The sequence below is a fragment of the Convivina praedatoris genome, assembly GCF_933208495.1.
GTDB lineage: Bacteria > Bacillota > Bacilli > Lactobacillales > Lactobacillaceae > Convivina > Convivina praedatoris.
The window spans coordinates 1-13,225 of sequence record NZ_CAKOET010000005.1 but is presented as its reverse complement, the minus strand read 5'-3'; the positions used below and the strand labels follow the sequence as shown (position 1 = coordinate 13,225).

General features: G+C 37.9%; 16 protein-coding genes, 1 rRNA gene and 1 other annotated feature. Of the genes, 1 reads left to right on the top strand and 16 read right to left on the bottom strand.

What is annotated here, in order from left to right:
- Positions 1-127: 127 nt before the first annotated feature.
- From recA to miaA, 13 genes are all read right to left on the bottom strand, one after another.
- A complete protein-coding gene (gene recA, locus M4974_RS05385; protein ID WP_248706457.1) occupies positions 128-1,249 on the bottom strand; it encodes a recombinase RecA in 1,122 nt (373 codons plus the stop codon).
- 132 nt (positions 1,250-1,381) lie between these two features.
- Positions 1,382-1,966, bottom strand: a complete 585-nt coding sequence (gene pgsA / locus M4974_RS05380) for a CDP-diacylglycerol--glycerol-3-phosphate 3-phosphatidyltransferase (protein WP_248706456.1) — start codon at positions 1,964-1,966, stop codon at positions 1,382-1,384.
- A gap of 11 nt (positions 1,967-1,977) precedes the next feature.
- Positions 1,978-2,844 carry a helix-turn-helix domain-containing protein gene (locus M4974_RS05375; protein ID WP_248706455.1) on the bottom strand — a complete coding sequence of 289 codons (867 nt, stop codon included), beginning with the start codon at positions 2,842-2,844 and terminating at the stop codon, positions 1,978-1,980.
- A gap of 12 nt (positions 2,845-2,856) precedes the next feature.
- On the bottom strand, positions 2,857-4,125 hold the full coding sequence (yfmH, locus tag M4974_RS05370; RefSeq protein ID WP_248706454.1) for an EF-P 5-aminopentanol modification-associated protein YfmH: 1,269 nt from the start codon (positions 4,123-4,125) through the stop codon (positions 2,857-2,859).
- A complete protein-coding gene (gene yfmF / locus M4974_RS05365; protein WP_248706453.1) occupies positions 4,125-5,408 on the bottom strand; it encodes an EF-P 5-aminopentanol modification-associated protein YfmF in 1,284 nt (427 codons plus the stop codon). The genes yfmH and yfmF overlap by 1 nt, the downstream gene beginning before the upstream one ends.
- A 56-nt stretch (positions 5,409-5,464) precedes the next feature.
- Positions 5,465-6,310: an amino acid ABC transporter substrate-binding protein gene (locus M4974_RS05360; RefSeq protein ID WP_248706452.1), complete on the bottom strand. Its 846-nt coding sequence runs from the start codon at positions 6,308-6,310 to the stop codon at positions 5,465-5,467.
- Positions 6,310-6,948 (bottom strand): amino acid ABC transporter ATP-binding protein, encoded by a 639-nt coding sequence (locus tag M4974_RS05355; RefSeq protein ID WP_248715826.1) that lies wholly within the window; start codon positions 6,946-6,948, stop codon positions 6,310-6,312. Before M4974_RS05355 ends, M4974_RS05360 begins: the two co-directional genes overlap by 1 nt.
- Positions 6,949-6,950: 2 nt before the next feature.
- Positions 6,951-7,592 carry an amino acid ABC transporter permease gene (locus M4974_RS05350; protein WP_248706450.1) on the bottom strand — a complete coding sequence of 214 codons (642 nt, stop codon included), beginning with the start codon at positions 7,590-7,592 and terminating at the stop codon, positions 6,951-6,953.
- An 81-nt stretch (positions 7,593-7,673) separates the two neighbouring features.
- Positions 7,674-7,897, bottom strand: a binding site (T-box leader).
- Positions 7,898-7,940: 43 nt separating this feature from the next.
- A complete protein-coding gene (gene mreD, locus M4974_RS05345; RefSeq protein WP_248706449.1) occupies positions 7,941-8,468 on the bottom strand; it encodes a rod shape-determining protein MreD in 528 nt (175 codons plus the stop codon).
- The gene (gene mreC / locus M4974_RS05340) at positions 8,468-9,325 is read right to left on the bottom strand and encodes a rod shape-determining protein MreC (protein WP_248706448.1); all 858 of its coding nucleotides are present in this window, start codon (positions 9,323-9,325) and stop codon (positions 8,468-8,470) included. The genes mreD and mreC overlap by 1 nt, the downstream gene beginning before the upstream one ends.
- Positions 9,326-9,395: 70 nt before the next feature.
- Positions 9,396-10,403 carry a rod shape-determining protein gene (locus M4974_RS05335; protein ID WP_305883116.1) on the bottom strand — a complete coding sequence of 336 codons (1,008 nt, stop codon included), beginning with the start codon at positions 10,401-10,403 and terminating at the stop codon, positions 9,396-9,398.
- A 97-nt stretch (positions 10,404-10,500) separates the two neighbouring features.
- Positions 10,501-10,680 (bottom strand): hypothetical protein, encoded by a 180-nt coding sequence (locus M4974_RS05330; RefSeq protein ID WP_248706446.1) that lies wholly within the window; start codon positions 10,678-10,680, stop codon positions 10,501-10,503.
- Between the two features lie 34 nt (positions 10,681-10,714).
- Complete coding sequence (gene miaA, locus M4974_RS05325; RefSeq protein WP_248706445.1) at positions 10,715-11,581, bottom strand: tRNA (adenosine(37)-N6)-dimethylallyltransferase MiaA; 867 nt, start codon at positions 11,579-11,581, stop codon at positions 10,715-10,717.
- Positions 11,582-11,665: 84 nt separating this feature from the next.
- Here miaA and M4974_RS05320 point away from each other — a divergent pair, with 84 nt between their 5' ends.
- Positions 11,666-11,851, top strand: coding sequence for a DUF3042 family protein (locus tag M4974_RS05320; RefSeq protein WP_248706444.1), 186 nt, complete (start codon positions 11,666-11,668; stop codon positions 11,849-11,851).
- Positions 11,852-11,893: 42 nt separating this feature from the next.
- Here the strand turns inward: M4974_RS05320 and M4974_RS05315 are convergent, their stop codons facing one another.
- From M4974_RS05315 to rrf, 3 genes are all read right to left on the bottom strand, one after another.
- Entirely contained in the window at positions 11,894-12,286 is a 393-nt protein-coding gene (locus M4974_RS05315) for a rhodanese-like domain-containing protein (RefSeq protein WP_248706443.1), read from the bottom strand.
- A gap of 33 nt (positions 12,287-12,319) precedes the next feature.
- Positions 12,320-13,003, bottom strand: a complete 684-nt coding sequence (locus tag M4974_RS05310; RefSeq protein WP_248706442.1) for an adaptor protein MecA — start codon at positions 13,001-13,003, stop codon at positions 12,320-12,322.
- Positions 13,004-13,124: 121 nt separating this feature from the next.
- Positions 13,125-13,225: ribosomal RNA gene (rrf, locus tag M4974_RS07925) — 5S ribosomal RNA — on the bottom strand; the annotation flags it as partial.

Genomic DNA, 13,225 nt, shown 5'->3' with positions numbered 1-13,225 from the left:
CCCACAACATACTGTCACTGTGATTGCTGTACGTATAACTAACAAACTCAAGTAACTGACTCACTTAAGCAAGTCTATTGTAACAAAAAAGAGCACTAATTTAGCCCTCTTTTTAGTAAATTACTTATTATGAAATTGGTTGATCTGCTTGATCATCATCGATCAAATTAAGCTCTTGATTAGCTTCTGGCTCAACGGGTTCTTCTTGTACAGCCTCATCGGTCTCATCACCAATGCCATAGGCTTGACGAACTGTATGATATAGTTCAGCACGTAACTCAGTATGTTCAGGATCATCTAAATATTCTTTGGCCTTTTCACGGCCCTGCCCAATTCGTTCTCCTTCATAGGCATACCAAGCACCAGCTTTATCAACAATATCTTGATCAACTGCTAGATCCAAAATTTCACCGGTTTGAGAAATCCCTTTCCCATACATAATGTCAACTTCCGCCACTTTAAAGGGTGGCGCTACCTTATTTTTAACTACTTTGACCTTAGTCAAGTTTCCAGTGACATCTGAACCATCTTTAATTTGAGTTGAGCGCCGAACTTCCAAACGGACAGTGGAATAAAACTTCAAAGCTCGACCACCAGGAGTAGTTTCTGGGTTTCCAAACATAACTCCAACTTTTTCACGGATTTGGTTAATGAAAATAGCAATCGTACCCGTTCGGTTCAAGGTCCCAGCTAACTTACGAAGCGCCTGACTCATCAAACGGGCTTGTAAACCGACATGGGCATCTCCCATTTCCCCTTCAATTTCAACGCGAGGTACTAAAGCAGCAACCGAATCAATAACCACCATATCCACTGCCCCCGATTGAACTAAGGCATCCGTAATTTCCAACCCTTGCTCCCCAGTGTCAGGCTGTGATAAAAGGAGCTCTTCTTTCTTAACACCTAACGCCTCTGCATATTTGACATCTAGAGCATTTTCAGCATCAATATAGGCTGCCGTACCACCAGCTTTTTGAATTTCAGCGACTGCATGCAAGGCCAGTGTTGTTTTCCCTGAGGATTCCGGACCATATATTTCAATGACTCGTCCTTTAGGATATCCACCAACCCCTAAAGCAATATCCAATTTAACAGATCCAGAAGGAATGGTCTCCACTTGGGTAGTAACATTATCACCCAAAGTCATAATCGATCCTTTTCCAAAATTTTTTTCAATCCGCTTCAATGCATCATCTAGAGCCGCTCGACGACCATCTTGCTTACTTTGAGCATTTTTCTTTGCAACCATGTAAGTTAACTCCTTATTAATTACGATTAGTTTACCTGTTTAATAATAGAAAATCAAGAATAATTCGAACATTTGTTCGTCCCTATCCTTTCATTTCTTTATACGAAAAAAAGCGCCAACGCGCTTTCATTTTTATAATCCGTCAGAAAATACTTGACGATTTTGCCAAAAATAATCAATTCCTGAATAAATAGTAAATATAACTGCAATAACCAACAATGTTTCTCCAACTGGCACACCAGCAACTGGCCAATTATGCAGGTAAAGAAAGACAATGGCAAACATTTGCGAAAATGTTTTAATTTTACCCGGTAAGGCGGCTGCCAAAACCTTCCCATTATTTTCTACAAGTAAAGTTCGTAAACCAGTAATAGCCAACTCACGAATTACAATAACGGCAGTCATCCATGGTGCCACTACACCAAAGGCCGTAAGGTAAATCAAGGCCGTCATAACTAATAACTTATCTGCCAAGGGATCGGCAAACTTACCAAAATTAGTAACTAAATTTTTACGACGGGCAATCTGTCCGTCCAAAAAATCCGTTAGTGAAGCAACAGCAAAAATAATTGCCGCAAACAACCAAGTTAACGGTAATGTATGCCCGGATCCAATATTTAAAACACCCCAGCTATTAGTAGACGGAATTGATAATGTCAGCATAAATATGGGAATTAAGAAGATACGAAAAACAGTTAATCGATTCGGTAAATTCATTGTAATACCACTCACTTATTAAAATTCAACAGAAGATTCCAGGTTGTAGGTGCTGGCATCGTAGGCAAATTATTAATAGCAACTGCCTGACCATCCAATGACACCGTACCATTAGCAACCGTACCAAACTGAACATTAACAGCTGTAGTATTAGCTGGAATTTCAACAGTTTTCTCGGTATTAGCAGCTACAGTTTCATTAAACAAAATTTTACTGGTAGCATCATTAACTTTGACCGTTGTACCTGTAGCACTAGCCTTAATTACCAACTTATGGGCTTTAGCTTGCTGACCGGCAATATTATAGGTCGTTGTTAGTTGTTGGGCATTGGTCTGTGCTTGTCCCAATTGAATCTCATCCTTTTTTGATGATGACGAAGAAGATGAGGAACTAGCTTTGGATACTGAAGATGATGACACTTCAACCTGACTCTGTGAACTACTTTGTTTACCACTGCTAGCCAGTTGCGTTATCACTAACCAGACAATTAGTAGTCCAACAAAAATTCCTAAGCCAACCCAAATTTTAGGAACCCACCCCATTAAACGAGTTTTCGCACTCTCATTATGATCTACACCAGCTCGAACGACACCATCATCATCACGGTGCGCATAACTTAAATCACTCGGCACAATTGGGCTCTCTTCACTTTCACCCAATAATTCATCTGGATTAAGTCCGACTGCTTCGGCATAGCGGCGTGCAAAAGCCCGCACATAAAAGGCACTAGGAAGAGTATCTGCATCACCTTCTTCAAGTGCTTTTAAATAACGAGTTTGAATCTTAGTTTTTTGATTTAATTCATCTAGTGACAATCCCTGCTGTTGACGGGCGTCTTTTAACTGTTGACTAATTGCTTCAGTTAATACCTCTGACATAATGTTATTCGCCTACTTTTTTAATATTACTCGACTGAGTTCAAATTGATTAAACAACTGATCCGCAAGATCAAGTATATCCTTAAATTTTATTTCCTTTAATACATCAATTTTATCAAAGAGATTAACCCCACACAAGATATCATCCCCCCGAAGCGCAATTTGTTCTAATGAATTCAACCGGATAATTGCTTCTCCTAACGTTGCTGCTTGCAATTCAAGAAAAACTTGTTGGTGATTTAAGAGGTAATCATGGTAATTTTCCAAGCGTGAACATAAAGCAGTTTCTAACTGCGTATAAAAATGAGTTTGACTGAAAAAAGTTAAATATTGGTACTGGGGCATTAGAACGTATTCGAAGTCAAAATTATCATCAATAATACTTTTATTATACAAATCTTGATACCAAGTAGTCTGTTCTCCAAATAAAATATCAAGTAGTAAATCTGCCACTAAACTTCGTCGACTCATTGCCAGCCCCTGCCAATCACCAGCTGGGAAACGAATTCCCCAAGCGGCTTTAGGAATAGTAACATTAGCTGTAACTTGGAAATCTTGCGATAGCCTAGTTTCTAAAGTCGGGTTAAAGGTTTTAAAATCAACTATTGCTGGTACCTTATTGGCTTGATTGGCTTGTACTAAATTAAAAATTGCTGTCGGATCAAATTTCCCAACTACCTGCAAAGTTAAATTCTTAGGCTGGTAAAAGATGTGATGGATTTGATATAACAGGTCATCCGTAATCTGCTTTAATGAAGCTGGACTACCCGCGATATCGAGCGCTAATGGTGATTTAGGATACAATTGTTCCAACAAGGTCATGTACAAACGCCATTCTGGATCATCTTGGTACATTTGAATTTCTTGCTCGATGATACCACGTTCTTTGACCACCTTGCTTTGATCAAAATATGGTATTTGTACAAAATCTAGCAAATGTTGTAAGCAGGCAGCTAAATTTTGGCTAGTAGAAAAATAATAACTGGTTTGTAAATTGGTTGTAAAGGCATTAGCATCAGCACCAAGCTGACTAAACCGATAAAAAGCATCCTCGTCTTGTTTGTCAAAAAGTTTATGTTCTAAAAAATGGGCCGTTCCGGCTGGAATATCTAAAATATTTTGTCCGTCCACGGTCACTTTTTGAGTCAATGAACCAAACCGGGTACTTAAAACTGCGACGCATTGATGATAGTTGGCACGAGGAACCATTATCAACTTTAAACCATTTGGCAAGACCTCTTCAATAACTTTCTCACCAAGATTAGTATAATTTTTAATCATTAGAGCTCCTCAGGCAGTAAATTGTATTGGTAAATAGCCCGCATTTGTTGCGCCAAAGATTGAATATCATCACGTTGTACAGTATTAATTTTAGCTATCCATTCCTGAGGAGTGATCTTCAATTGGGTCATTTCTTGTCGTAAAATAATCGACAAAACACTCATCGGTACATCCAATTGACTAAGATAGTCATTAATTAATATTTCTTTAACATCAGCTAATAGTTGATCAGAGAAATCACCGGCTGCTAATGCTTGCTGTTCTGTTTCAATCATACTGCTTACCCTATCTACTGTATCAACACCTAAGCCGACAATTACAGTCAATAACCGCCAATCTAACTGCCAACGACTAACAATACTGTAACAAAGAGCGTGTTTCTCACGAATATTCATAAACAACTTAGAAATCGGAGCACCGCCAAACATCGTATTTAATACCAAGGCCGTAAAACGTTGATCACTATTGGGATTAATTGGCAAAAGGTAATTTTTGGTTAACACTGCCTGTTCAATCTGAGGCCTAAGCTCATTCTTAATGGATAATCCTTGCTGTGACAAGTCCATAAATGGACGTTGTTCAGTTTGGTCAGCTAACTCAAGATCACCCCAGGGCCATTGACTAAAAGTTTTAAATAGCTGCTTAGCATCTACATCCCCTAGTACCGTAATCGTCACCTGATCATGATAAATCATTCTTTGGTGTGTCTGATAAAGCTGCTGAGAAGAAATTGATTGGATTTCCTCAACTGTACCTAATGCTGAAGATTGAAGCGCTACCACAGGAATGGTTAATTGCCGTAATTGAGCTAGAGCAAAATCAACTTTATCATCAGCTACTGATAACAATTCATTTAGTAAGCTTTGTCTTTCTTGACGAACAATACCAGCATTAAATGAGCTCGCTGAGTCTAGGAGTGGTTCAAAAATCATTGACCTAATAAAGGCCAAATTGATCTCAAGATAATCACTATTTTGATTAATATATTGCGGATTAGGACATTGTAATAAGAACCGTACCTGATGTTGATTGCCAAAAAGTTGCACATCGGTTTGATATTGGCTACCAAATAGGGAAATTAACTGACGAGCAACTGCTTGTTGATTAATATATTTGGCAGAACTGACTGCCTGTACATAAGATAGTAGGGCCCGTTGACTAACTAATTGAGAACTACTAGCCGTACTGGCAAAATTAACGGCTAATTGAACTGTTTTAAATTGACAATTGGGCACAACGACCAACTTAACCCGTTGGTTTATTTGATAGCTCTTGATTTTCAAAATACTCAGTATCTCTCTTTAAATTTTTTTAATGAAAAAAGCGCCTATAGCGCTTCTCACTGACCAAACCACTTCTTTTCTAAATCACTGATCCAGCCATTTTTTTGTAACTTACTAAATTGTTCGTTAACTGCTTTTTGTAGGCCAACATCCCCCTTACGGAAGCCAACCACATCATCCGTCATTGAAAAATCACCCTTAACAATTTGGTAATTATCAGCGTTATCTTGATGACTAATATAGTAACGAGCATAATCTTCATCAACAAGTAAACCATCAATTCGACCAGCATTCAAATCATTAAACGCTTTATCAAAGGTATCATAACCAACAGCCTTATTATCTTTAATATATTTTTTCAAAATATTAGGCTTGGCATTCAACTCGGCATCACCACTTGAGGAATTCTGATCAGCTAATATCTTACCACTCATATCGGCAAAACTATTGATATTATTTTTCTTTAGTGTCACCACTACCTGAGTAACTCGATGATATGAATTCGAAAAGGCAACTTTTTGAGCCCGTTCTGGCGTGGCAGTATAACCATTCCAAATTGCATCAATATTCCCCGTATTTAACTCAGTTTCCTTCATGGACCAATCAATTGGTTGCCACTTAACGGCAATGCCCAAATCCTTAAAAACTTGAGTAGCCAAATCAATATCAAAACCGACTAATTTGCCACTATTATCTCGAAAACCCATAGGTACAAAGGTATCATCCAACCCGATTGTAATTGTTTTTTCACTTTTAATCCGTGGCCATTCATCATTATGAGCCCCGATTTGACCCTTATTTTGATTTTTATTATGCAAACCCAGCCCAATAAAAACCACACCAAACAATACGACTAATCCAACTATACTATTGACAATAATTTTTTTCCGTTGACTAACCATTATCTTTGTACCTCCTGGGCAAAATCAAATATACGGTCAGAAATTAATTCTGCAAAATATTGATCGTGGGTAATCACCAATTGGGTAACCCCGCTACTCTTCAACTGTTTAATTACGGCAGCCACTTGACGTGTTGAATGTTCATCTAACCCACTAGTAGGTTCATCATAGGCAATAATATTGGGATGCATTGCTAAAGCACGGGCAATGGCGACACGCTGCTTTTGCCCACCAGATAGCTGATAGGGATATAGGATTTCTTTATCCTTCATCCCTAATGTATCAAGCAATTCTATGGCTTCTTGTTTAGCAGCTTTTTTGGATAATTTATTAACATTTACAGGTGCTAAAGTAATATTATCTAAGACAGTATAGTTGGGAAAAAGATTAAAGTCTTGAAAAATAATACCAATTTTAGCATTTAAGCGACCATCACCAATGCCAAATTCTTCTCCATCAATGAAAACTTGTCCACTGTTAGCCGTCTCTAATCCCGTCATAATTTTAATTAATGTGGTTTTACCGATTCCCGAAGGACCAATAACACTCAATACTTCTCCATTATTCAGCGTTAAATCCAAGTCTTTAAAAATAACATTTTGACCATATTTTTTGGTTAATCCCTTAATTTCTAACATATTTACCTCCAAATACTTAAACGCTTCTCACTACGACGGAGTGAGACAGTAACGGCTGCAGTCATGATTAAATAAAGAATTCCTACAACTAGGTAAGGAATTAAAGTTACATCTCGACTAGCGGCGATACTCCCTGCTCGTAAAATATCACCCAAGCCAATAACATATACTAGTGAAGTATCTTTAACCAAATTAATCACTTCATTACCAAAGGATGGCATAATAATCTTAATTACCTGGGGCAAAACAATTTTAAAGAAAGTTTGACTTCGACTAAATCCTAATACTTTAGCCGCATCATATTGTCCCTTAGGGATTGATTGTAATCCTCCACGAAATATTTCAGCTAAATAAGCGGCATAATTAACAACAAAGGCTAGTACGGCTGCTTCAAAACGAGGAAAGTTAATCCCAATCATACTTAGACCATAGTAGATAAATATCAACTGTAATAATAATGGCGTACCACGCATAATCCAAATATAACCATTAATGAGCCATCGAATTGTAAAATAAGGCGATTTCATCCCTACAGAAACTAAAATTCCTAAAGGAATTGATCCCAACAGAGTAATGAAGAATACCCCTAAGGTCGACTGTAATCCGGTCAAAATCCCTGGTAAAATTTCCATCAAATATTTCATATTGCCCCCTCTTTATGTCACGGTTAATGACTACCAATTATTTAAAAACGAAAGAAACGCCCTCTAAATGCTAATAAGCACTTAGAGGGCGTTTCCGCGGTCCCACCTCATTATCCGCTGCATCATCACTAATACAGCCTCAATCAGTTTAAAACTGAATGTGTTAACGGCCATCACCGGCAAAACCTACTCAAATTCAATCTTGCACTCGTAGATGTGTTTCATTCACTATCCATACTTACTCTCAATTACCGTAAGCTCCCTGATATGAGGTAGTAAATTACTCTTCTACTCATCGTTTTCAAATGTTTTTCTCATTGTACAAAGTTTTTATCAGATTGTCAAGAATTATGATAGAACTTGGAATAATGACCAAGCTGGATAGTAACCTAAGGCCGCAATGATAATATTTAAGACCAACGTCGGTACTAATTCATATAGGAGAAACCGTCCTAAACTAACATCGGCGATATTAATAATAAACCCAGTCGCATATGTCACCAATAGATAAATAATTAAACCAATTAAGCACAACAATAAGCCACTCATTAGTCGTTCATCAAAATAGGGACGCAAACGCTCCATCACCACACAGGCTGCCAAAAAAGCAATCGTGTAAGAACCTAAAATCCCAGTGTAATAAATATCAAATAACAAGCCAATCACAACAACATACACCCAAAATGGAATACGATTGGTAACTTCAAATTCAATTGCATAAAACAACCAAATCAAAGTTAATAGCGGTAAAATATGAAAAGGAAAATGGTTTAAAACCCCACCTAAACTAGACATTAAATTACCATCTAAGAATAATAAAAAGAATAAAACTAACGGATAAATAACTCGAAATCGAATTAACTGCCAAAATGCCATCACTTCGTCTCCATATGTGAAACTGCCACTAATACCGTTGTGATATTACCTAAATCAGCACTTGGTTCAATATATACTTTCTTTGACAAACCATAATCATCTGTCGTTACTTCTGCAACTTTACCAACAAACAAGCCAGCTGGAATCACACCACCTAATCCAGATGTCTGAACAGTATCACCCTTTTTAATTTCATTGCTAGAAGTAATCTGACCCATAACTAACTGCCCCCGCTCTGAATCAAAATCAGAGATAATTCCATTGACGTCTCCGTGGGTCCCCTTAATGGTAATCGCAAAACGGTTGGCATCCTCACTAGTATCAGATATTAAAGCCACTTTAGCATTAACCGTATTTACTTCGCTAATTCGGCCAATAATACCAGAACCAGCCAATACTGGCATACCTTTTCTTAAACCAGCTCGGGCCCCTTTATCAATAACTAACTGTGATTTCCAAGTCGTAGGTGAACGACTAATGGTTACTGCTGAAACAGTATCATAATCGGTCAAAGTCTCTTTTAACTTCAACTGTTTCTTTAGAGATTGATTCTCACTTTCAACAGTTTGTAAACGAACTTTGTCTTGGGCATAACTATCAATTTCTGATTTTAATTTTTTGTTTTCTGCAAATGTGTTAAGCAAGTTGCCGGCACTATCAGCACTTTTCCCGACTGCATTGGTTGGTACAGAAATTACACGACTGATTCCCCCCGCTAAATCATTCATAAAGCGTTGAAAAAAAGGTGTGGTATTCGTACGACGTGCCCACCAATTTGATCCTGCAATCAAACCCACTATGACAAAGAAACCAATGATGATAGTCACTGCAGTTTTTGAAGAAAAAAATTTACGCATTCTTATTATTCCTTCCCCAGGTGTGAAAAATAAAAGCGTAGCGCAAGCGCCACGCTTCTGTTAAACTTAATTATTTTTGACGTAATACATCAAGTGACTTCAGTGACTCACCAATACCATTGGCAACAGCATCAAGTGGATCCTTGGCAATCAATACTGGTACCTTAGTAATTTCTTGAATCATTGAATCCATACCACGGAGCAATGCCCCACCACCAGTTAAGACCATGCCGTGATCAATAATATCAGCAGCAATTTCAGGCTGGGTCGCTTCCAAAGTCTCACGGATTGCATTAACAATTTCACTAATTGGCTCTTGAATGGCCATGGCAACGTCCTCAGCACTAATTTCATAGGTCTTTGGCAAACCAGTTAATAAATCACGTCCGCGTACCATTGCTGGTTCAATTTCACGTGCTTCTTCCAACGAAACCGTACCAATATCAATCTTTAAGCGTTCAGCTGTTGGTTCACCAATTGCTGCTTCGTATTTATTACGGATATAGTTAGCAATAGATTCATCTAACTTATCACCGGCAAAACGAGTTGAACGACTTGAAACAATCCCACCAAGCGAAATGGTGGCAACATCAGTCGTTCCCCCACCTAAATCAACAACCATAGATCCTGTTGGATCCATGACTGGCAAACCGGCTCCAACAGCAGCAGCAAAAGGTTCTTCTAATACGTAGGCATCCCGAGCTCCAGCTACACGAGCGGCATCAATAACCGCACGACGCTCAACTGCAGTGATTCCTGAAGGGACACCTAAGGTAACATAAGGATGACCCATACGGCCACCTAGAGCCTTTTTTAGGTAATAAGTAATCATCGCAACCGTTGTATCATAATCGGCAATAACGCCATCACGCATCGGACGAATTGCAGAAATACTTGATGGTGTCCGTCCTAGCATTTCCTTAGCTTCAGTACCTACCGCAATTACTTCGTTTGTTTCGGTATTTCGGGCTACGACAGAAGGTTCACGTAATACAATCCCTTTACCTTCTAGGTAGACATATGTATTGGCTGTCCCTAGGTCGATACCAACATTTTGTTGTCCAAATGAAAAAACCACGATTTTGCCTCTCATTTCGTGGTAGATCCACATGGGTCACCACTAATTATTATTTTACTCGTAGATTATTGTAGCATATTTTTCACTACTACACATCTTATTTTGAACGAATGTAAGTGATATGTCCACCTCTATGGGCAATTCCTCGCACCGTATTTTGATAAGGAAATTGCGACCACCCTTTTTGAAAAGCTGCAAAATCGCTAGGTGTAATTTTAAGTTCTTCAATCTTTCCATCACGTAAATCATTCAATGCTGTTAAATAGTCAACTGTCATTTCAACTCCCCATTTTAAACTTAATAAAATTTTATTAATCGGCAAGATAGGTTCGTATATGCTCGTAAGCCATTCCCGCATCAACCCATTCCAACCCATCAATTTGATGACGCCAATAGGTTAACTGTCGTTTAGCATATCGACGAGAATCTTGTTGAATTTGTTCAACAACTTCATTCAGTGTTACTTGACCATTAAAGTATGGATAAAATTCTTTATAGCCAATTCCGCGGCCGGCTTGTAAGGCAATACCACCAGTGTTATACAACATCTGGGCCTCATCAATTAGTCCTTGCTCAAGCATCAGTAACACTCGCTGATTTATGCGCTCATATAAAATATCACGTGGCCATGCTAAGGCAATTGTTTGCGCATCATAGATCGGCCTAACCGGACTTGTCTTTTTACCGTGTTGCTGCTTTTGAATACCTCTAATGAGACGTTGACGGTTATCTCTATCAGTTACTAAAGTAGAATCTATTAGTAAATCTCGTAATTCTACTGTTGTTAATTTTTCCAGTTCAGCTACTTCATCTAAGTTGCTTTCACCATATTCTAAGGATTGTAAACCTAAAAGTGACTTAACATAGAAGCCTGTTCCACCGACCACAATTGGTAGTTTACCACGCCGATGCACAGACAAAATTGCTTGATCTGCTAATCTTATATAGTCATGAACTGAAAATTTTTGATTAATATCTACGATATCAATCAAATGATGACAAATCTGATCCTGTTCAGCAACAGTTGGCTTAGCAGTTCCAATATCCAATCCACGATAAATCTGCATTGAATCTGCTGAAATAATTTCTCCGTTGAACTCTTCTGCAACCTTCAAAGCTAAGGAACTTTTCCCCGAAGCAGTTGGACCAGCTATGACTAAAATCGGAATGGCAACCATAAATCCTTCTCTTTCTAAAAAACATTTACAAAAGAACAAAAATAAACGATAATACTGTGTATACGTAGTATAGAGGAGATAGTAATGAAAAAAACATTTAAATTTGGTGTATTGACGGGACTAGCCGTTTCCGCCTTTGCTGTTGTAAGCAGTGCATTGGGGTATCGCCAATTAGTTGTTAAACCAGAACAAAAAGCAGAAGAACACTACGACAAAGTATCTAAAGCAGCTGTTCGCCGTAGTGTTGCCGCTCATCAATCACGCTACTAAGATTCAAAGAAAAAGACCGCGAGATGCGGTCTTTTTTGTGCTCTACCTCCCCTTATATTGACGGTAGCCTCCACGTAAAATAAAGATTTTATTCTTTGAAAAACCTTGCTTCTTTAAAATCCCAGCAACCCGAATTGCTCCTCGAATACTATCATCGTAAAGAAAAATGTCACGGTCCTTGCGTAGGCCTGACTTCCCCTGAGTAAAGTTTAAAGTCGGAATATTCCGAGCATTCCGCATGTGAGAACGCTTATATGGTGCACTATCACGTAAGTCAATCAACTGACCATGCTCATCAGTCGCTTTTTGATAAAATTCATCACCCTTTAAGACAGTTCCTCGGCTCTTGGCCAATAAAAACATGAACAACCAAGAAACCCCAACAAATAGTAGCCAAAAGAAAACAACTAAAAATAACACTAAAAATAAATTCATATTAATATTCCCAATAATTAATTACATGTGATATTAGCTAAATAATTTTGCTATCTGCTTTAAAGCACTTCTAAAATAAACAACCTGACCATGTTCTACCAAAGCGTCATAACTAAACTTTGATAATTCAGCAAATTCATAAAAACTACCTAACATAAAATTATATTGATCTTCGCTACATTCTAAACTGCTAAAATCAACAGTAAGATAAAGTTCCCCTTGATAACTGAATAACGTATTAATAAGTTTAACGTTTTTCATTAAAACAGCTAATTTAATTAAATCTTCAACTTCACTAAAACGATAAACTAATACCGGCCGCACCTTATTATCGGAATTTTCATGATTTCCAAATGAATCCTGCCCCATTAGAGCAGAACGCCGTTCATCTGAAAGATTGTCAATCTCATCCTTAGTATCATTGCGAAGCTCATTTCCTCCAACAATGGTATCAAGTATATCAGAAATACCATTCTCACTATCCATACGCGAGATAAAAAGTTCTAAGCCATTCTTGTTAGGTAAAATTTGAAAAGAAACTTTATCATTATCCATGAAATCATTATCCACGTCAATTTCGGATAAAATGTTGTAAAAAAAAGATTCAATTTTCGTACGATCGCTTAACAAATCTTTAACAGAAGTTCCTCGATCTTCTAAATCTTCATTCTCCACCATTATCCGAATTGTGTGGTCATTAATACGTTCCATTTCCATAGAAACCACCTTTCTAAATAAGGCATAAATTAAAATATAATCACAACTTATATTCTAAACAATCAAAGATTGAAATACAATAAAAGACACCCAATAGGATGTCTTTTTAAATCTATGTACGGCATCGCATCGTCCTATCCTCACAGCCAGCGTTCCGGCCACTACTTTCGGCGCTCTAGAGCTTAACTTCTGTGTTCGAGATGGATACAGGTGGTTCCTCTA